Origin of the sequence: Curtobacterium sp. MCBD17_040 (genome assembly GCF_003234805.2) — a bacterium.
Taxonomy (GTDB): domain Bacteria; phylum Actinomycetota; class Actinomycetes; order Actinomycetales; family Microbacteriaceae; genus Curtobacterium.
Window position 1 is genome coordinate 178831 of the sequence record NZ_CP126274.1, and the last position, 17083, is coordinate 195913.

The 17083-nt window shown below is 67.1% G+C and carries 27 protein-coding genes; 18 read left to right on the top strand and 9 right to left on the bottom strand.

Features of this window, described 5'->3' with window-relative positions; genetic code table 11:
- The first annotated feature begins 67 nt into the window (after positions 1-67).
- The 5 genes from DEI94_RS16910 (at position 68) to DEI94_RS16930 (ending at position 3286) form a co-directional block, all read left to right on the top strand.
- Positions 68-946, top strand: coding sequence for an RCC1 domain-containing protein (locus tag DEI94_RS16910; protein ID WP_284183768.1), 879 nt, complete (start codon positions 68-70; stop codon positions 944-946).
- 120 nt (positions 947-1066) lie between these two features.
- Positions 1067-1861 (top strand): alpha/beta fold hydrolase, encoded by a 795-nt coding sequence (locus DEI94_RS16915; RefSeq protein ID WP_258378006.1) that lies wholly within the window; start codon positions 1067-1069, stop codon positions 1859-1861.
- Positions 1862-1917: 56 nt separating this feature from the next.
- Positions 1918-2340: an NUDIX domain-containing protein gene (locus tag DEI94_RS16920; RefSeq protein WP_111026774.1), complete on the top strand. Its 423-nt coding sequence runs from the start codon at positions 1918-1920 to the stop codon at positions 2338-2340.
- Between the two features lie 118 nt (positions 2341-2458).
- Positions 2459-2665 (top strand): hypothetical protein, encoded by a 207-nt coding sequence (locus DEI94_RS16925; protein WP_111026773.1) that lies wholly within the window; start codon positions 2459-2461, stop codon positions 2663-2665.
- Positions 2666-2767: 102 nt separating this feature from the next.
- Entirely contained in the window at positions 2768-3286 is a 519-nt protein-coding gene (locus tag DEI94_RS16930) for a GNAT family N-acetyltransferase (protein WP_181441811.1), read from the top strand.
- Positions 3287-3333: 47 nt separating this feature from the next.
- Here the strand turns inward: DEI94_RS16930 and DEI94_RS16935 are convergent, their stop codons facing one another.
- From DEI94_RS16935 to DEI94_RS16955, 5 genes are all read right to left on the bottom strand, one after another.
- Positions 3334-4290, bottom strand: a complete 957-nt coding sequence (locus DEI94_RS16935) for a hypothetical protein (protein WP_111026771.1) — start codon at positions 4288-4290, stop codon at positions 3334-3336.
- On the bottom strand, positions 4287-5045 hold the full coding sequence (locus DEI94_RS16940) for a response regulator (RefSeq protein WP_349815174.1): 759 nt from the start codon (positions 5043-5045) through the stop codon (positions 4287-4289). The genes DEI94_RS16935 and DEI94_RS16940 overlap by 4 nt, the downstream gene beginning before the upstream one ends.
- Entirely contained in the window at positions 4964-6178 is a 1215-nt protein-coding gene (locus tag DEI94_RS16945) for a sensor histidine kinase (RefSeq protein ID WP_111026769.1), read from the bottom strand. Before DEI94_RS16945 ends, DEI94_RS16940 begins: the two co-directional genes overlap by 82 nt.
- A gap of 542 nt (positions 6179-6720) precedes the next feature.
- Complete coding sequence (locus DEI94_RS16950; RefSeq protein WP_146249494.1) at positions 6721-7275, bottom strand: hypothetical protein; 555 nt, start codon at positions 7273-7275, stop codon at positions 6721-6723.
- Positions 7268-7963: an HNH endonuclease gene (locus tag DEI94_RS16955; RefSeq protein WP_146249493.1), complete on the bottom strand. Its 696-nt coding sequence runs from the start codon at positions 7961-7963 to the stop codon at positions 7268-7270. The genes DEI94_RS16950 and DEI94_RS16955 overlap by 8 nt, the downstream gene beginning before the upstream one ends.
- A 98-nt stretch (positions 7964-8061) precedes the next feature.
- Here DEI94_RS16955 and DEI94_RS16960 point away from each other — a divergent pair, with 98 nt between their 5' ends.
- Genes DEI94_RS16960 through DEI94_RS16985 form a run of 6 tightly spaced genes read left to right on the top strand, consistent with a single transcriptional unit; the run spans position 8062 to position 10804 of the window.
- Positions 8062-8505: a hypothetical protein gene (locus DEI94_RS16960; protein WP_146249492.1), complete on the top strand. Its 444-nt coding sequence runs from the start codon at positions 8062-8064 to the stop codon at positions 8503-8505.
- Positions 8502-8780, top strand: a complete 279-nt coding sequence (locus tag DEI94_RS16965) for a hypothetical protein (RefSeq protein WP_111026765.1) — start codon at positions 8502-8504, stop codon at positions 8778-8780. The genes DEI94_RS16960 and DEI94_RS16965 overlap by 4 nt, the downstream gene beginning before the upstream one ends.
- A gap of 59 nt (positions 8781-8839) precedes the next feature.
- Entirely contained in the window at positions 8840-9247 is a 408-nt protein-coding gene (locus DEI94_RS16970) for a hypothetical protein (RefSeq protein ID WP_111026764.1), read from the top strand.
- Positions 9244-9816 carry a hypothetical protein gene (locus DEI94_RS16975; protein ID WP_111026763.1) on the top strand — a complete coding sequence of 191 codons (573 nt, stop codon included), beginning with the start codon at positions 9244-9246 and terminating at the stop codon, positions 9814-9816. Before DEI94_RS16970 ends, DEI94_RS16975 begins: the two co-directional genes overlap by 4 nt.
- Positions 9813-10520 (top strand): hypothetical protein, encoded by a 708-nt coding sequence (locus DEI94_RS16980; protein ID WP_111026762.1) that lies wholly within the window; start codon positions 9813-9815, stop codon positions 10518-10520. The genes DEI94_RS16975 and DEI94_RS16980 overlap by 4 nt, the downstream gene beginning before the upstream one ends.
- Positions 10520-10804 (top strand): hypothetical protein, encoded by a 285-nt coding sequence (locus DEI94_RS16985; protein ID WP_111026761.1) that lies wholly within the window; start codon positions 10520-10522, stop codon positions 10802-10804. The genes DEI94_RS16980 and DEI94_RS16985 overlap by 1 nt, the downstream gene beginning before the upstream one ends.
- A gap of 38 nt (positions 10805-10842) precedes the next feature.
- On the opposite strand, the gene DEI94_RS16990 is transcribed toward DEI94_RS16985, so the two are convergent.
- The gene (locus DEI94_RS16990; protein ID WP_181441808.1) at positions 10843-11286 is read right to left on the bottom strand and encodes a barstar family protein; all 444 of its coding nucleotides are present in this window, start codon (positions 11284-11286) and stop codon (positions 10843-10845) included.
- A 167-nt stretch (positions 11287-11453) separates the two neighbouring features.
- The gene (locus DEI94_RS16995; RefSeq protein WP_284183771.1) at positions 11454-12455 is read right to left on the bottom strand and encodes a hypothetical protein; all 1002 of its coding nucleotides are present in this window, start codon (positions 12453-12455) and stop codon (positions 11454-11456) included.
- Positions 12456-12800: 345 nt separating this feature from the next.
- Here DEI94_RS16995 and DEI94_RS17000 point away from each other — a divergent pair, with 345 nt between their 5' ends.
- The 5 genes from DEI94_RS17000 to DEI94_RS17020 all read left to right on the top strand — a co-directional run bounded on the left by DEI94_RS17000 (position 12801) and on the right by DEI94_RS17020 (position 15206).
- Positions 12801-13313, top strand: a complete 513-nt coding sequence (locus DEI94_RS17000) for a hypothetical protein (protein WP_111026758.1) — start codon at positions 12801-12803, stop codon at positions 13311-13313.
- 185 nt (positions 13314-13498) lie between these two features.
- Positions 13499-13738 (top strand): hypothetical protein, encoded by a 240-nt coding sequence (locus tag DEI94_RS17005; protein ID WP_111026757.1) that lies wholly within the window; start codon positions 13499-13501, stop codon positions 13736-13738.
- Entirely contained in the window at positions 13735-14151 is a 417-nt protein-coding gene (locus tag DEI94_RS17010; RefSeq protein WP_146249491.1) for a hypothetical protein, read from the top strand. Before DEI94_RS17005 ends, DEI94_RS17010 begins: the two co-directional genes overlap by 4 nt.
- Positions 14152-14318: 167 nt before the next feature.
- On the top strand, positions 14319-14789 hold the full coding sequence (locus DEI94_RS17015) for a DUF6998 domain-containing protein (protein WP_146249490.1): 471 nt from the start codon (positions 14319-14321) through the stop codon (positions 14787-14789).
- A 147-nt stretch (positions 14790-14936) separates the two neighbouring features.
- A complete protein-coding gene (locus DEI94_RS17020) occupies positions 14937-15206 on the top strand; it encodes a hypothetical protein (protein ID WP_111026755.1) in 270 nt (89 codons plus the stop codon).
- 30 nt (positions 15207-15236) lie between these two features.
- Here the strand turns inward: DEI94_RS17020 and DEI94_RS17025 are convergent, their stop codons facing one another.
- Positions 15237-15509 (bottom strand): hypothetical protein, encoded by a 273-nt coding sequence (locus DEI94_RS17025; RefSeq protein WP_284183772.1) that lies wholly within the window; start codon positions 15507-15509, stop codon positions 15237-15239.
- 83 nt (positions 15510-15592) lie between these two features.
- Here DEI94_RS17025 and DEI94_RS17030 point away from each other — a divergent pair, with 83 nt between their 5' ends.
- Both DEI94_RS17030 and DEI94_RS17035 read left to right on the top strand, forming a co-directional pair.
- Positions 15593-15766, top strand: coding sequence for a hypothetical protein (locus tag DEI94_RS17030; RefSeq protein ID WP_181441807.1), 174 nt, complete (start codon positions 15593-15595; stop codon positions 15764-15766).
- 90 nt (positions 15767-15856) lie between these two features.
- Entirely contained in the window at positions 15857-16204 is a 348-nt protein-coding gene (locus DEI94_RS17035) for a hypothetical protein (protein WP_111026753.1), read from the top strand.
- Positions 16205-16452: 248 nt separating this feature from the next.
- On the opposite strand, the gene DEI94_RS17040 is transcribed toward DEI94_RS17035, so the two are convergent.
- A complete protein-coding gene (locus tag DEI94_RS17040; protein WP_181441806.1) occupies positions 16453-16959 on the bottom strand; it encodes a fibronectin type III domain-containing protein in 507 nt (168 codons plus the stop codon).
- Positions 16960-17083: the final 124 nt, after the last annotated feature.

Here is a 17083-nt window from a genome sequence, read left to right on the forward strand (position 1 = left end):
CAGAGAACACCGTCTCGATCGCCGATCGGCTGTCGGACGTTCTGGGGCCGCGGCCATGATGAGGTCTATGCCTGCAGAGATCAACGACACCATGTCCGCGGTCGTCGCTGCCGGTCGGCGTCATTCGGTCGGAGTCCGCGCGGACGGGAGGTTGGTGGCCGCCGGCGATGCGCGCGCCGAGGAGTGCCAGGTGCAGGCGTGGGAGCACGTCGTCGCCGTCGCGGTCGGGAATGTCCACACGGCACCGAACACGGGACGTTCTCACACGGTGGCGCTCACCGCGGATGGTGCGCTCGTTGCGGTTGGGTGGAACGGGGACGGGCAGTGCGAGGTCGGCTCTTGGGTGGAGGTCACCGCGATCGCCGCAGGCTGGCGGCGAACCCTCGCGGTACTCACGGACGGCACCGCCCGAGCCGCGGGCCGACCGAACGAAGGAGCGTGCAACGTCGAATCTTGGACAGACCTTCTCGGGGTCGCAGCGGGTGACTGGCACTCGATCGGACTCAGGAGAGACGGCACAGTCCTCGCCGTCGGCAACAACCGCCGAGGCCAGTGCGACGTCACCGGGTGGTCGGAAGTTCAGGCCGTTTCCGCGGGGTATCTGCACACGGTCGCCTTGACTGAGCACGGAACGGTCCTCGGCGTGGGTGACCGTACAGCCGGTGTCGACGACCTTGCTCGATGGAGAGACGTGGTCTCGATCTCGGCGGGCAGCCAACACACCGTCGGCGTAACGGCCGACGGGCGCGTGCTTGCTGCCGGCGACAACTCGCACGGCCAGTGCGATGTCGGTGCTTGGCGCGATGTTGTCCAGGTCGCAGCCGGCTCGCTGCACACGCTCGCGCTGTGCGCCGACGGACGCGTTCTCGCGACGGGAAGGAACGACACCGACCAATGCGACGTCGCCAACTGGCTTCTGACAGATGCGAGTGAGCCGTCTCGTTAGCCGATTCGTTAGCCGATCCGCTACCGAGACGACGATCGCCGGTCGATCGCGGCGGTGCTGATTCCTCCGTTGAGCGACCGGCTTGCGGGCATGGGTCCCCGGCCGCGGTAGCGTTGCCACGTGAGCGAGGCACGGCGCGCAGTGATGGCCGCGGACGGCGTTACGATCTCATATTCGATTTTCGATGGGGAGGACCCGGCGGTCGTCATCCTGCACGGCCTGGCCGGCAGTGGCCGCGAGTTCGTCCCGACCGCCGGTGCGCTCGCGCCGCGCAAGGTGATCCTCGTCGACCAGCGTGGGCACGGGTTCAGCACCCGCGCGCCGGCCGATACGACCCGTGCCGCGTTCGTCGAAGACGTCGCTTCCGTGATCAGGACCGAGTCGGCAGGACCGGTCGACCTCGTCGGTCAATCGATGGGAGCCCATACCGCGATGCTCGTCGCGGCCGCCCACCCTGAGATGGTTGGCCGTCTGGTGCTCCTGGAAGGAAACGAAGGCGGCGGATCCTCAGAGGACCATGCCGCACTCGGCGACTACTTCCGCTCCTGGGAGGTCCCGTTCGCCAACCGCGAAGACGCACGCGCGGCGCTCGGTGACGGTCCGCTGGCTCGGGCGTGGGTCGCGGATCTCGAACAGCGCGAGGACGGGCTGTATCCACGCTTCGATGCCGACGTGATGGTGCGGACCATCACAGAAGTTGCGGTGCCGCGCTGGCCCGAATGGGAGAGTATTGTCGCTCCAACGCTGGTCGTATACGCGGACGGCGGCATGTTCACGGACGAGCAGAAGTCGGAGTTCGTCCGGCGCGGCACGAACGTCAGCCGCGCGGACCTCGCTGGTGCCTCCCACGACGCGCATCTGGATGCGTTAGAGCAGTGGACCGCCGTCCTCTGCGACTTCCTAATGTCCCGCTGACGGATCGGCTGCCGGGACGCCTAACGGATCGAGGCGGTGCATGGTGAACTGAGCCGATGCGTATCCGATCAGCGGCAGTCGTCGTAGTCGACGAGCAGGTGCTCGTGATCAAGCGATTCAAGGACGGTCGGAGCTACTGCGTGCTTCCCGGAGGCGGCGTCGAAGAGGGCGAGGACTTGCGCGGGGCCTGCCGCCGTGAACTTCTCGAAGAGACCGGGCTCAATGGCGAGGTAGGCGATCTACTCGACGTCGCTGTTGACCGCGAGGTGCCGGTCGCGTACTTCGCGGTGAAAGTGACATCTGCGGAGGTCGCGCTCGGAGGGCCCGAGCTGCACCGTGCGTCAGACAGCAACAAGTACGACCCAAGCTGGGTCGCCGCAACGTCACTCGAAGAGGAACGTCTCGTTCCTGACGAAGCGAGACAGGCGGTACGCCTCGTCCTGAGCACGGCACAGTCGTCATCGAAGCCGTCTCAGTAGCCGATCCGCTACCGAGACGACGATTCGCCGGTCGGTCGCGGCGGTGCTGATTCCTCCGTTGAGCGACCGTCCACTAAGACAACGTCCGGGCCGATTGGCGCGGCGTAACTTTGCGGACATGACCACTCGACGCGTCCTCCTTGCTGCGCTCGGCGGCGTGCTGATCGTTGCGGGGTTCGTGCTGATGGCGACGTCAGACGGCAGGCTCGACCGACTGGTGGCGGTCCTCGTCCTCTTCGGCGGAGCGGCTCTCGTTGCGTTCCCTACATCGCGTCCGAGCCGTGAGGCACTTGCGCGCTACTGGCGTCGGTATGAGAAGAAGTAGGCACGGACAGCGGCAAGCTCGACCGCTCTCGGTAGAGGATCCCGAACCGGGCGGTTGCGAGCGGGACCGGCCTACCGTGGGGCAGCCTCCCAGGCTTGCCGGGTGACTACCAACGTCGAGCCGCGTCCCTTCCGCCCCGAGGATGCCGCGGAGCTGACGGATCTTCTGAACTCGGCCTACCGAGAGCTTCAAGATGCGGGATTGAACTTCACCGCAGCGACCCAAAGCGTCGAGACGACCCGCCAGCGGGTGGCAGACGGCGTCTGCTGGGTGGTGGAACAAGACGGCCGGGTCGCGGCGAGCATGACAATGTCCGTGCCTCCGCCGGACGACGTCCGATCACTGTCCGAGCATGCTCAAGAGCCAGGCACCGGATGGCTGTGCCAAGTTGCGGTCGGGCCGCAATTGCGCGGTCGCGCCGTCGCCAGAACGCTGTTCGACGTCGCCTGCGCGTGGGCCATGAGGCACGGCATCACGAGGATTGGACTCGACACTGCGGCACCGGCCGAGCACCTTGTTGCCATGTACGCGCGTTGGGGCTTTGAACACGTTGACGACGTGCACTTCCCCGGAAAGCGCTACGACAGCATCGTGATGACACGAAACGTGACCGGCTTGTAGAACCGGCTCACATGTCTCAGTAGCCGATCGTCTTTCGGGACGGGGCGTCAGCGCTGCACCGATTCGATTGTCGCTACCAGGCGATGGCGGAGGGAGGGGTTGTCGGTGGACCCGTGCGCGAGGGTCTGCGCGTCGGCGGTGGTGACGTGTTGGAGTCGTGACCATTCCGTGGTGTAGAGGGCGTCTCGGTAGCCCGAGGACTGCTGGCATGCCACGTCCCGTTCCGCGATCTTCTTCTCGGCAGCGGTTGGTGTGGCCGCTCCGGTTCGGACGCCGTCCGTGGCCCGCATCGACGCGGTCGGCATGCCGTCTGGGGATGCGGGCAGGTCGCGGACCTTCGTCGAGGCCATGCACGAGTTCCATCGACGCGACGCCGCGAGGACGGACGGGTCCTTACGGGCGTCGAGGGCAGCGAGGTAGGTCAGACGTTGAGCGAGTTCCGATGCGGCCATCACCTGACCGTCGAGCGGTTCTCCGAGCGTCGATCGTGCGGCCGCGAGGCAACGGTCGAACGTGCCGGCCGGGAGCGTGCTGAGCTCGGTGTTCCGAACGGGTGAGAACGCCCACGCCTTCCATGCGGCCGCGCCTGCGCCGGCGGTCGATGGGCCCGAGTAGCCGCGTCTCGCGGCGGTGGCGGCGTCGAGGGGCTTCGTGGTCGCGAGTGCTGGAGACGGGTTCGCGTTCGCGGCGGTGTCGGTGGCGTCGGCGAGGGCCTGCAGGCCACCCACGGTGCGGTGCGGCACGGTCCAGTCCGTGAGCCCGTTCTGCTGAAGGCAGCGGCCGATGAGCAGGTCCTCGGCCTGGTCCTCGAGATCGGACGCGGGCGCAACGTACGCGTCCAACGGCATACTCCACGCGTTCACGTCGGGCTGAACGGTCGATGCGATTGCCTGATCCGCGGCAGTCGCGGTCGCGCTGTGGACGACGGCGCTCGCGAGGCCCGCGACGACGACGACGAGCGTGACGGCTTTCGCGGCACTCTGGCTACGGAATGCGGTGGTCATGGTTTCCCCCCTTGGGCGCGGACGAGGCCGCGTTCATGTGCTGTGATGACGACTTGAATTCGGTTGCGGAGCCCGAGCTTGTTCAGCACGGCGCGGACGTGTGTCTTTACCGTCGCGTCGCTGAGGAACAGGGTCGCTGCGATCTGCGCGTTGCTCAGTCCCTTCGCGACGAGCAGGAACACCTCTTGTTCGCGTGCGGTCAGCCGGTCCAGCAGCGCGTTTCGATCGTCCGCGACTGGCGACGTGGTCCGCAGCAACTCGATTGTGTCCGCTTCGCTTGGCGTTGCTGACTGTTGGTGGACTGCTCGGATCGTGTCGAGGACGACGTCCGGTGTCGCGTCCTTGGTCAAGAAGGCGCCGGCGCCTGCGCGGAGCGCGGCGAGGACCGCGTCGTCGTTGCGCATCGTGGTGAGCACGACGATCTTCGGCCTGGCGGCGCTGGCGTCGTCGGTGTCAGCGAACAGCTGTCGCATCGTGTCGATGCCGTTCAGGACGGGCATCCGCAGATCCAGCAGCAGCACGTCCGGATCGGCCCGTCGGACGAGCGCGAGCGCCTCCTCGCCGTCGGAAGCGCTTCCGATGGATGTCATGTCCGGCTGGGCGTTGACGAGCATGCTCATCCCGGATGCGAACAGCCGTTGATCGTCGACAATCCCGACCGTGATTGGAGCGGTCATGCTGCCGCTCCGGGAAGCCATGCCGTGACGACCCAAGCGTGAGTGTCGGCGTCGAGGTCTCGTTCGGCTCTGAGCCATCCGCCGACGAGACGGGCGCGTTCGCGCATCCCTCGAATACCGACGCCAGGGCCGGCGGCCGCGACCAGCGGCGCGGACCCGCGGGATTCGACGATGACGCCGAGGCCGGCGCCGCGCTGATCGAGGACCACGCGGACGTCCGCGTGGCGCCCGGCGTGCTTCAACGCGTTCGTGCAGGATTCCTGCACGATCCGGTACGCGGCGGCCTCCGTCTGTCGACCGAGGACACCTGGATCGCCATGCTCTTCGAAGGTCACCGTCATGCCGACCTCGCGCATCTGTCTGAGCAGCCCGGCGATGTCGCCGACACGGTGCACGCCGGGTGTCTCGTCCTCGATGCGCTCCACGAGGGCGCGCACGTCCGTCAGCGCCTCCCGGCTGACCGTCGCGATGTCGGTGAGCGCCTGCGCCGCGACACCATCGCCGCCGACGAGGGCGGACGCGCCCTGCGCCTGAGACACGACAATCGCGAGGGAGTGCGCCAAAGAGTCGTGCACGTCCCGCGCTATCGCCGCGCGATCGAGGACGACCTGCAGCTCAGCGACGGCTTCGTCAGTCTGCTGTTTCGCCGCGAGAATCCGGCCGCGCGCGATGTTCAACCGCCATGCGCTGCCGACCGCAACACCGATCGCCCAGCCGATACCGGTGACCCCGACGAGAGCAAAAGCGATCGCGGACAGATCTGTGCGAGCTCCTTCGTGCTCGCCCAACCAGACGCCCCACACGTCACTCCGACCCACGGACGGAACCGTCAGCGCCCAGCCCGCGGCGACGCTGCCGACAGCGCCGACAACGACAGCCGCCGCCCTGAGCAGCCAGGGCGAGCGAGCGCCCACGACACCGGCAACGATTCCGATCGCGAGATATTGCGGCCAAGTCGTGGGTTCCGGCGGGGGCAGCAGCCCGAATCCCTGTAACGCCGGAACGACGACGATCAGTCCGAGCGCCGCCCAGGGCATCCACGCCGACAACGCGATCGCCGCGCCGAAGAAGACCGCGACCAGGGCACCGCCGTCCTGCGGGCGCGCCCACTCGGCAACAACCCACAGCGTCGCGAACACCGCCCCGCCCAGGAGCGGAATGACCGCGCGGAGGACGCGCCCCACGACCGGTCGACGAAGGAAGGTGAGCATGCGGCGAGCGTATGGGCCAGCAGCGCCAGCCCGGAAGCGCGGCAAATGCAAATCATCACCAGTGATGAGCACTCGGACGACGCAGCCCCCGACAGGCCTTTATCCCGGCTCATTCGCTTGGAGCAGCTGCGCCACGGTCGATTTCCCAGAACCCGAGTTTCCGCGAAGAACGATCAGCACCCAAAGACCCTAGCGAAGCGGCAGGCTGGACGTGTCTCGGTGGCCGGTCGGTCACCGGCCTTCTTGCTGTCTGCCTGCGCTTGGCTCTTCGGCCCGTCTCACATAGGTGGTCCGGTGGTCGTCTCAGTGCGCGAACCCTTTTCGAGGCAGGCGTGCGACGCGGGAACGCTTATTGTAGAGCTGGCCCCGTGTGGCGTGTCGATGGCCGCCGGCCAGCAACCAGAGTGTCCCGGAACTACCGCCATATTGGTTCCGGGAAGTGTGGTGACGTTTCCCTTCACCCATGGGCACTCATATTGGCTGGCGCTGGCAGGCAACCGGGCGCTCGTTCCGCATGGGGCTGACGTCCGGGTTGTTGCACGTCATTGGATGGTGGTTTGGAGGCTCGTCAGGCGTGCGGGTATCGCCTTTCTCGGCAGCAGAATGCTCTCCCCCTCCTTGAGTGTGACCTTCGCGAAGCTGAGCGGGACGTTCCTGATGGTGACGATGTCGGCAAGCGGCACCTTGTATGCGACGGTGTGGTTCAGCTGGATGACGGCGTCGGTGCTGTCTGCTGCGACGCGGACTACCTCTCCGGGTGGGAACGCGAACTGCGTGTCCTTGTCCGGGGTGAACTCGCGGACGAGACCGCTGAAGTACCAGACGGCCCACACGTCGACGAGGGCCGCCGGGATGACGGTGACCCAGGATGGGCATACGGTGAGCGCGAGGGTGATCTGCAGCACGTCGAAGGCCAGGACGATGACGACTATCGCTCGCAGATTCACTCGACCAAAGGTCTTTTCAGCGTCGAACAGCTGGAGGGAAGTCGCCGTTGCGTTCGTGTTCTTGCCGGCCACGAACTGCTTACTGGCGAGTACCGGGCCGTCGAGCTGACGCTCATAATGCGGGGCAGCTGTCGTTTCCACTTCACTCATCGGCGGTCACACTATCCGACGCCGGCGCGACGACGGGTCCGAGTGGCTGCAGTCCGAACAGTCGCAGCCACTGCGGGTGGTACCGGAGTGATGCTTGCCGCACCCCATGCGTGTTGCCCGCTTCGACGAGCGCCGGGTAGGCCGACAGCAGCCCATCCCACCCGTCGGCGGCCTCCAGACGGTCAACGACCGGCAGGTCGGTGAGGAGCGCGTCGGATTTCGCGGTGTTGCACAGGGCGTGCATCGTGGTGAGGTTCTCGAGGGCGCCGGCGCCGCCGCGGCTGTGCGCAACGGTGTGGTCTGCTTCTGGGGCGAGGGCCCAGAACGCAGGATGCATCGCACCACGTCGGTAGTGCGGGTGGTAGCCGAATCGGGGGAACGCTTCGCTGACCGCGACGAGCACGCAGCGGGGAACTGCGCGGCCACCACAGTAGGAGCAGCGGAACCCATCGCGGCGGAACACTGCAGCGCGCAGTCGGTCCGACACGTCCCGCGCGGACGCTGCGCCCGGTTCCCGCGGTTCGCTTCCGGCGGTTGGCACATGCCCCATCCACCGGTCGTCAGCGATCGGTTCCAGGAGCGTCTCGGCAGCAGCGAAATCAAAGCCGGCAACAGCGGCACCGACCGTGGCGAGCACATCTGCGTACCGGTCCACGGCGGCAGCATCCAAAGTCAGCACCTCGGTCACCTGGTCACCGTATCGGGACGCGAGGACATCGCCTGCGCCGCCGGATACCTGCTTCCCGCCGCCGGCGTCGGGTCTCCGCGCATAGAGGAAGCATCGACATGACCGGAGGACACCCGATGCCGCACACCCCGCCCGCTGACATCACCGGCGCGCAAGCGCAGCTGCTGCGTGACCTCGCCGACGAGTGGGCTGCGAACCCTGACGCGTGGGGCGACAACGGCAAGGACTACCGCAACGAGCTCCGCGACCGAGCGGACGCCCTCGACGCGTCCGCTGCTGCGCAGCAGGACGAGCAGCAGCTGACCGGTGAGCAGGGCGACGCAACGCTCGTCCGCCTCGGGTTCGAACGCCGCTACTACCTGTGCGGCCATCCAGCATGGCCGGACCCGCTCCGGATCTGGCCGCCGACCGCCGAGCACGCGGAGCGGACGTTCCTCGAGCATCCGCATCCCGACGCATACGTGCTCCTCAAGTGGGAACTGGGGCCACGGACCATCGTCCACGGTCCGACCCGCAACGACACCGAGGCGAGCACCCGATGACGAACGGACTCGAAACCGCCGACGCGCACCAGGCGCTGGCCCTTGCGACCGAGAAAGTCGGCAACGCACGCCGCGACCTCATCCGCGGCCTCGACGAGATGGTGAAGGCCGCCGACGAACTCGGCCTCAGCTGGGTCGTCGACGACATCAGAGGCACCGCCAGCGACGTCCGCCTCGAGACCATGCAGTTTCCTCTCGTTCGCATTCAGGTCATTGGCTGCCTGTCCGGCCGGATCGGCCGCCATGAGACCCACCTCACCGGCGACGACCACTGACCATCAGCCGCCGACGGTCCGCGCATAGAGGAAGCGTCAACACACCAGGAGGACAGCGGATGCCGCACACCCAGCCCGCCGACATCATCCGCGCGCAAGCGCAGGTGCTCCGCGACGTCGCCGACGAGTGGGCCGCAAACCCCGAAGCATGGGGCGACAACGAGAAGGACTACCGCAACGAGCTCCGGGACCGCGCTGACGCACTCGACGCCGCCGCCATGAAGCAGCAGGACGAGCGCTCAATCGTCGCCGACGGTTCGCTCATTTCCTTGAACCTCATCGAGGCCATGCCAGCAGACGCCGAGTTCGAGGCAGACCACAGGCAGCTTGGGTCAGCTCGTTGGCGGGTCCCCGCCGACGGACGAGGCATCGTCCACATTGAGTCCGGAGACCGATTCCTCAAGAGCGGCATCATCGCCGGCACCATCCACGACATCACCCCGGCCGTCGAAGGAGGCAACCTGTGACCGACACCACGGCCGAACCGACGTACGAGCAGATCGCCGAAGCAGCATTCGGCGACGCACTCCTCGCCGAACTCCCCGAGTACGTCGAACGCATCGACGCCATCCGCGCCCTGTTCACCCAGGAGGTCGAGCGGTGCACGTGCGTCGGCCCCGTCGCGGAACCTCCTCGGGACGCGCTCGTGGGTGGGCAGACGCCGACGTGCGAGCAGATCGAGGCGCTGCGACAGCTGGCGTGCGACGGCTCAGGCCACTGCCGCTCCCCGCTGCACGTGCACGGCTGCTACGCCGACGACGGGAACTGCGAAGAGCCCCGCGAGCACGCGCTGCTCTCGCAGCCGTCGCCGAGCGTCGGGCCGCCCCGCGTCGAGGACCTGGCGCCGGGGACGACCTTGGTGGCGTGCCTGGACGGTTCGTACAGCGATACCAGACCGTTCGTGTACATGGCTGTGCTGCTGTCGGGCGGGAAGCGACTCGTTGGTGCTGACGGGCAGATTTGGTCTGCGGATCAGTTCGAGCCGCTGACGATTCGGAACGTCACCCCGCCGTCGCATGAAGGAGTCCGCGGATGACCGCCACCGAACTCACTGCGCCGGCAGCCAAGCGGGAGCTCGTCGCGGCGACCATCGCTCGGGCGCAGGACGCTGACTATTGGGTGGAGGAGATCCGCGCGTGGGAGGCGAAGGAGCAGTGGGAGCGTGACGCGTACCCGGGCGAGTACCCGGGAATGGCGTACGAGGACCGTGACCATTTCCTCCGCGCCGCCGACGCGGTCCTGGACGCCCTCGCAGAGCAGCAGGCCGCGGCAGCGCAGGAAAGCGACGCAGTGGCGTCAGCCGGCCGTCGTCAAGCGTTGCCGTTGCCGGTGCTGGCCATCGACTTCAACTCGCCGCGCTTCACGACGTTGGAGAGCCCGTCCCTCGTCGATGAGTTCCGTAGGGGGAACATCGCCATCGGCGACACCGTCATCGGCTGGGTTGCGGAGGAGGACAGCGACGACGAAGGATGGGGACTCCCGCTCCGGGTCGTCAACCATGGTGACCGCACCCAGGCCGGTGAGCCGATGGACTGCTACTGGGTGCGGCTCGAACCGGTCCTCGACGTGGCGACCAACGGTGATGGAGACCGCATCCTGCTGAACTGGTCCGCCGCATCGTCGCTCGACGGTGTCGACGAGTTCCCGCCGATGACCGACCCCGAGCCCATCCGTGTCGAGGACCTGCCGTTCATGCGGAACCGCGACACCACCTCGCCACCGTCTGGAGACAACAGCTGATGACCGACACGACCCTGCCGGACCTGCAGACGCTTCTCACCGACGCCGACGAATACGCAGAACCCACCCAGTACAGCCGCAAGGACACCCCGAACTACGTCCTCGTCCGGAACCTCACCGCAGCGCTTCGAGCCCTCACCGCCGACACCGCCGCGGATCGAGCCATCATCGTCCCCGTCGCCCTCATCGACGACGTCATGGGCTCCGCCGGCAGCGTCAACAACCCCGACGACCCCATCGAGCAGCTGTACACGCTCGCACACCCGGAGAACACCGTCGGCTGACAGCGCGACCGGGCCCGAAGTCGGCGCGTGCCCGGCTTTCAGGACAGGGTGGTGAACAGCCGGTTCCCGAACAGCGCTGCGTATCGTCCCTGTGCTTGCAGGATGCCCTTCACGCGACTCGCGGTCTGCGGAAGCCGTTCGGCGAAGCGCCGGAAACCATGAAGGGCGAGGGCCAGGCCGGTGTCGCGTGCGTCCCACCCGTATTCGCCCTGCGCGACATCCGACAAGCAGTCGTTGAGTGCATCGAGGTTCATCCCGAAGTAGCTGGGGAACGAGAGCGCGGCCGCGAACGCCGAAAGCAATTGACGTTCGTCCTCCCAGCCCCCGGCTTCCACATCGATGACCCGATACCCCTCGTCCCGGAGCCAAGCCGCTGCGTCACGCATGGCTGTGTCATCGCGAAACCCGCGAACAAAACCGTCGCGGGCAATGTCGAAGTCCAACCGATTGCCGAATACGTCGTCTGTGGAGAACGCTGCCACAGCGGAACCGTAGTACACCGCGGTCGATGCTCCTACCGCGCGGCTATCTGCCGCAGCGAGCACGCGCACGGCGTCGCAATGCATGATTCGTGCGGGGTCGGCCTGGCCGCACTCAGCGTTGCCGCGTGCACGTACCCGCGCCTTGCCGGTCCGAGTTGCTGGGCAGGTTAGGACAGCGGGACGTCCAGCTGCTTGCATCCGAGGATGGTGTTCGATCCAGCGCCGACGTTCTGCGCCATGACGCAGACGGTGACGGGGCCGAAGTCGGTGCCAGTGAACGTTGCCTGGAACCCGTGGTTTCCCGGAACTTTCTTCACCCTATTGACGTCGGGGCGCGGCACGTTTGCAGTCGCGGTGCCTGCGACTTTCGGACTGTCGTCGTAAGGCGCGTCGGTGGTCACGGTGATGGTCGTGGCGGAGTTGATCGCGTTCGTGTCGTACGCCCATCCAGAGACGGTGATGGTTCGCGGGCCAGTGGTGATGCTGTCGAAAGCGCCGTTAGGTGTTCCGGTACCGAAGTCGACCGTCTTGCAGCCGAGGTTGAGGGCTCCGGCATCTCCGAAGCCTGTAACGCTGAGACAAACCTGTTGCTTGCCGGTTCCAGCGGCTGGAAGTGTGCCGTCGAATCCGGAGTTCGTTTCGAAGCCGAGGGCGCGGTGGACGTCTGGGCGCGGGAGTCCGCCGCTGAGTTGCCCGACGCTGACGCCTCTGACGGTGACGGCGATGGTGGAGTAGTTGCTGTAGGGGTGTGCCGGGTCGGCCGCCCATCCCCGCACATGGACGCCCTGGGAGGTCGGGGTGGCGGAGTCAAAGGAGCCGCGCAAAGCGGTTTGAGTGGTGCTGCTGAACCGTTCGTTGTGCAGCGTGTCGGGGTCGTTGGCGGTGCGGGTGACCTTGAACTCCCATCCGACCCCGATGTCTTCCGTGGCTGACAGTTCCGCAAGCCCGGTCACGGTGATGCTCGCGGATTTACCGGCCGGGATCGGGGGAACCACGCATGTGCCGACGCTCTGGGACGTGTTGAGGGTGCAGTTCTTCGTCTGCGGACTGCTGACCGTCGGGTTGGCCCACGCTGTCGGTGTTCCCGACACCTTCGGGTCCGTTGTCGTGTCGTAGAAGAACGACAAGGTGACCGGGGTCAGGGTGGGACCAGTGCCGGTGTTGTCCACGACCGTGGTCCACCGAGCTGTGTTGTGGTAGGCGACGATCGTGGTCCGGTAGCTCGCACCGTCGTCGGTTTCCAGGGCCGAATGATCTGTCGCTGCGGACGCAGGCGCTGCCAGCCCCATGGAGCCTGCAAGGAGGGCGAACCCGGCTATCACCATCGCGGCGGAACGGAACAGCCTCATGGTCATTGTGTTTCCTCACGCGAGTGCCAGCGAATATGTGAGCACGCTACATGTACGTGCCGTACCGTGCGCCTCTCGTTTGTGAGGGCTGCCGCTGCGAGCGCTCCCCGGAGGCGACTCCGCCCGCGCATAGAGGAGGGGACAGCCCGCCGGGAGGACCACCGCATGTACACGCCGCCGACAGCCGATGAGGTCGCGAATCACATCCGGTACAAGATGACGGTCCGGGAGCTGCGGCAGGACGTCGGTATCCGCATGCTGAACCTGCTCGATGACGGCCGCCCCGCTGACTACCAGGCGTTGTACGAGGAGGCGACCCGCGTGGACCTCCCCGCCGTCGTCTACCACTCCACGTCCGCCGCGAATCGGGTCAGCATCCTCCGCGCCGGGCTCACCGCTCAGCTGCCGTCGGAGAACCGGCACTGGGCGAACATGGTGTTCGCCGTCGCCGCTCAGCCCCGCGGCGTGTACGTCGCGCCCACGCCGGATACCGACGGTCTGTGGCGGCACGACTCCACCATCGGCTGGGACGTGTGGGCGGTGAACACCGCCAGCATCAGCAACTGGCAGCACGACCATCTCAACGAAGACGCATGGGTCGTTCTCGGTGACATCCCCGCCGCCGCCCTCACCCTCCACGCCTCCTACGACGCGAACCGGAAGGCGACCACCGCATGACCCGTCCCCGCATCGACCTCGACCAGGTCATCGACACATACCGGCAGCACTTCGGTGCACTCGCCCCGACGTCGATGATGCTCCGCGAGCGGCCCGACGAATGGGTCCGAGTCTGACGCCGTCAGCCGGTTGCAGACGCTCCTCCGCGCGGTCCTCGCTTCTCGCGCAGCGGCGAGTGTGGGAAGGTGACCTCCGAGGGGGAGTTCATGTCGAAGCGTGCTTTGGGGTGGGTGTTCATCAGCGTGAGCCTGGTGTTCCCGGCGATGGCGATCAGCACCCTCGTGTTCGGCGCGCTCGGCGACCCGGACCGTAGCGACTGGCCCATCTGGACCGGCGTCATCGCCGCCCTCGTCATCGGGGTCACCATCGCGTACGTGTGGCTGTTCCGGTCGATGCGCGCCCTGAAACCGCGCCGGCGTCGATGAGCGGCTCCGCGCGTGGGACGGCGCCGCGTGGCGGTTTCCGCCTCGGGTGGAGCCGGCTCAGTCGTGGGCAGCGCTGGTACTACGGCTCGGCCGCCGTTGGACTGCTCGCACTCGCGGTGTACCTGGTGGGAACAGCCGTCTACGCAATTTCCTGGTTCACGCATCGGGCGGAACGAACCTGCGACGTCACCAATGTCAGTAGCCTCGAGCACACCAGCAAGGGCCGTCCGCTCTGGACGGTGACCTCGTCGTGCGGACCGTTGGACATCAGCCCCCAAGGCGGCGGGATCTCTGACGCCGACGCCGCACGGCTCGCTGCGGAACTCGCCACCCCGGGGACCTACCGTCTCACCATTCAGGGATACGGCGGCGGAGAGCACCCCGTCACCGCCGCAGCACCCGTCACTCGGTAGCGCTGTTCGCAGCCTCCGCCGCCGGCTGTCGTGGGATGGCGCAGTCGCGTTGAGGCTGTCCGTTCGCTGATGATGAGCACCACCTCGTGCGAGCCCCTGTCCGTCGCTGCTCCTACGCTGGCCCCATGCCGCCCCTGCAGCCACCGTTCGACCCCGCAGCGGCATCGGTGCGGGAACTCCTCGCCGGCTACGCGGCAACGCTGGATGAGTTGAACGCCCGCGGCATCGTTCGCACTCGGAACCCACCACTGGGAGACCTGGCGGAGACGCTGGCGCTGCGGACGTACGGGGGAGCGCTGGAGAAGAACTCCGCGAAGTCGTGGGACCTCGTCACCGACGATGGCACCACTATGCAGGTGAAAGCACGGCTCCTTGACCGCGCCGACAAGTCCTCGCAGACATTCTCCGCGTTCCGGTCGTTCACCTTCCACGTCGCCCTGTTCCTCTTGTTCGATGCCGCGAACTACGACCTCGTCTGGGCCCGACAACTCACCGCCGCCGAAGCGGAAACGCTCGGCCGCCGCGTTGAACACACGAACTCAACAGCCATTCCCATCCGCCGCGTCACCACCGTCGGACTCGACGTCACCGACCGAGTCGCCGCCGCGTACGACCGCATCGACGAGCCGCGCGTTTGACGGGCGGCGCCGAATCCTTCCGTCGCCTGACGCCCACTGGGGAGGCGCTCGCGTTGGTCCCTTGACTTAAGCAACGCCGTGCCCTGTGGATAGCTGCCGTCAGCCGCTTCCGCCGCATAGCTGCCGGGCGGAAGGTGAGGTTGTCGGGTGGTCGCGAATCACAACACGGTGCAGAGCATCATGGGGCTTCGGCCGCTGCTGGATGAGCCGACGATTCCGTGCCGGGTGTCGATGCTGCAGCGGGTGGTGTCGGATCTGACGGCGTGGGCGGAAGCGAATCCGGGGGACCCGAGGGAGACGTGGAAGCTCGTCGGCCTCCTCGAGAGCATGCTGGACAACCAGCCGACGCCGACGCCGGTGCCCGTGGCGGAGTGGGAACGCCCGTCGTGGGGGAGCACCGTGATTCCCAGCCGATAGATCGCCCACCGGGTGCCCGGGCCGTCCGGCTTACGCCGCCTGTGGCCGCTTTTTCGCCCAGAACACCTCGGTGGCGTCCGCCAGACGTCGTTCCGCGTCCCGTACCGCTCCGTCGGCGAGGTGCACAGCGCTGCGCGCCCGCGCAACCTCACTCCGCAGCGCCCGCACCCGTACCGTCGTCGTCGCGAACGTCATCGCGCCGACGATGAGGACACACAGGACTACCCACGCTGCGGCGACACCGACGGCGCCGTGCCGGCCGGGCAGCGTGACGGTGAGCAACAGCAGGACCACCACAGACATCGGATGAGCAGCACCGTCAGGAACGGCGTAGTCGCCTGCACCTTCCCCCACACACGCAGCTGCCGCTGCACTTCGAACAACCGATGCGCAGCATCATCCGCCGCACGAATCGCCATCCGACACCCGGCGCGCAGCGACTCCACGGTCGATGCGTCGTCGAGCAGATTCTGAAACTGCGCAGTGTCGTTCACGGCGACGTCTATGCGCGGAACGTGTCCACAGCGGGCTCGGCGGCGGGTTCTGCACAGGCGGCATAGGACCCAACGCAGCGGCGACGGGTCCACATCGTCGCGTACCACCAGAACATCGGCGACCGCCGGCGTCCACCCTTTGCGAACAGGAGCACCATGACCGACACTCTCCCCACCGCATGGGAAGACGAGTACCAGCACGCCATCGTCCTCGGCACCGACGACCCGGCCGTCGCCGCGGACACCTGGAACCGGTACATCGCCGACTCCTACCAGCCGGGCATCGAGGAATACGACACATGCCTCACGAACCCGGACCTCGTCCGTGCGCATTGGAGGCTCGGCTACCTCGCCCTCCCGATTCCCGACGGTGAGCACGAGGACCTCGACGTCACCGACTACCCCGCCGCTGGACGCATCCCCATCTGGAGCGCCGAGCACGCCGAACCCGCCCTCAGCAGCACCGCCACCATCGGCGCGATCTTCGCCATCCCCACCATCTGAGCCGGGCGCGGCACGGCGGGTTCACCGAGCCTTGCACCGACGTGCATGCGCGCATCCCGCATCACGAACCCCGGCGTCTACACGCCGCTCGACTGCCTGCCACGACATCATCGCAGCCTGCGGGTCGGCGGCAGAAGCTCACCCGTGGTGAGTGGCGGCAGACGAACGAAGCGCCCCGACGTCGAGCCGGGGCGCTTCGCTGTTTGGTGGTGGCGCGGGTGGAACTGTGCGGCCGTGTTTTGGTTTGGTCAGGGGTAGAGCCGGTACACGTCTCCGATCTGGATGGACCCTTGCGCGGCGGGGCCGGCTCCGGATGCGGTGATGGCGGAGACAGACACGAGGTAGGTGTAGGTGGAGCCGAGTTCATCGGAGGTCCACGAGCGGGTGTTCGGGCTGAGGACGACGACGGTTGGCGGAACCTGTGTGGCCATGGTCTGGAGAGTGAGCTGGTATCCGAGGATCTTCTGTCCGACGGTGAGCAGCGGAGGCGCCCATGCTGCGGACACCGTGCCCTGGAAGTAGTTCTCGTCGTCACGGGTGACGACGAGGTTCCGCGGTGCTGTGGACAGGTCGGGCCCGACGCGGATGGTCACCTTCGAAGAGAGCCCGGGCCCGTAGTTGCCCTCCCCGGTGACGGTGATGGTGTACGTCCTGCCTCGGATGAGGTGGTTGATGACGATGGACGTGGTGTACCCACCCGGAGTGGCGAGGGTCTGCGGGCCGCCGCCGAGGGAGTCCGTGCCGTCCCGGTTCACCAGCCAAAAGTTGTTGAACGTCCCGCCGGTCGGGTTCGTCCACGGAACCGATGTGGGACGACTAGCGGACGCTGCAGCAGGTGAACTGCGCAGCCGGGGTCAGCGCACCGGCTTCTCCGCTTCG

What these genes read in the sequence shown, in the direction of transcription:
- DEI94_RS16935 (WP_111026771.1), bottom strand. Translation starts at nt 4,290, where the DNA reads ATGACCACCGCATTCCGTAGCCAGAGTGCCGCGAAAGCCGTCACGCTC.
- DEI94_RS17030 (WP_181441807.1), top strand. Translation starts at nt 15,593, where the DNA reads ATGCGCAGCATCATCCGCCGCACGAATCGCCATCCGACACCCGGCGCG.
- DEI94_RS16940 (WP_349815174.1), bottom strand. Translation starts at nt 5,045, where the DNA reads ATGGCTCAGAGCCGAACGAGACCTCGACGCCGACACTCACGCTTGGGT.
- DEI94_RS16965 (WP_111026765.1), top strand. Translation starts at nt 8,502, where the DNA reads ATGACGAACGGACTCGAAACCGCCGACGCGCACCAGGCGCTGGCCCTT.
- DEI94_RS16925 (WP_111026773.1), top strand. Translation starts at nt 2,459, where the DNA reads ATGACCACTCGACGCGTCCTCCTTGCTGCGCTCGGCGGCGTGCTGATC.
- DEI94_RS17025 (WP_284183772.1), bottom strand. Translation starts at nt 15,509, where the DNA reads ATGTCTGTGGTGGTCCTGCTGTTGCTCACCGTCACGCTGCCCGGCCGG.
- DEI94_RS16945 (WP_111026769.1), bottom strand. Translation starts at nt 6,178, where the DNA reads ATGCTCACCTTCCTTCGTCGACCGGTCGTGGGGCGCGTCCTCCGCGCG.
- DEI94_RS17010 (WP_146249491.1), top strand. Translation starts at nt 13,735, where the DNA reads ATGAGCGGCTCCGCGCGTGGGACGGCGCCGCGTGGCGGTTTCCGCCTC.
- DEI94_RS16985 (WP_111026761.1), top strand. Translation starts at nt 10,520, where the DNA reads ATGACCGACACGACCCTGCCGGACCTGCAGACGCTTCTCACCGACGCC.
- DEI94_RS16970 (WP_111026764.1), top strand. Translation starts at nt 8,840, where the DNA reads ATGCCGCACACCCAGCCCGCCGACATCATCCGCGCGCAAGCGCAGGTG.
- DEI94_RS17035 (WP_111026753.1), top strand. Translation starts at nt 15,857, where the DNA reads ATGACCGACACTCTCCCCACCGCATGGGAAGACGAGTACCAGCACGCC.
- DEI94_RS16910 (WP_284183768.1), top strand. Translation starts at nt 68, where the DNA reads ATGCCTGCAGAGATCAACGACACCATGTCCGCGGTCGTCGCTGCCGGT.
- DEI94_RS16980 (WP_111026762.1), top strand. Translation starts at nt 9,813, where the DNA reads ATGACCGCCACCGAACTCACTGCGCCGGCAGCCAAGCGGGAGCTCGTC.
- DEI94_RS16960 (WP_146249492.1), top strand. Translation starts at nt 8,062, where the DNA reads ATGACCGGAGGACACCCGATGCCGCACACCCCGCCCGCTGACATCACC.
- DEI94_RS17000 (WP_111026758.1), top strand. Translation starts at nt 12,801, where the DNA reads ATGTACACGCCGCCGACAGCCGATGAGGTCGCGAATCACATCCGGTAC.
- DEI94_RS16920 (WP_111026774.1), top strand. Translation starts at nt 1,918, where the DNA reads ATGCGTATCCGATCAGCGGCAGTCGTCGTAGTCGACGAGCAGGTGCTC.
- DEI94_RS16950 (WP_146249494.1), bottom strand. Translation starts at nt 7,275, where the DNA reads ATGAGTGAAGTGGAAACGACAGCTGCCCCGCATTATGAGCGTCAGCTC.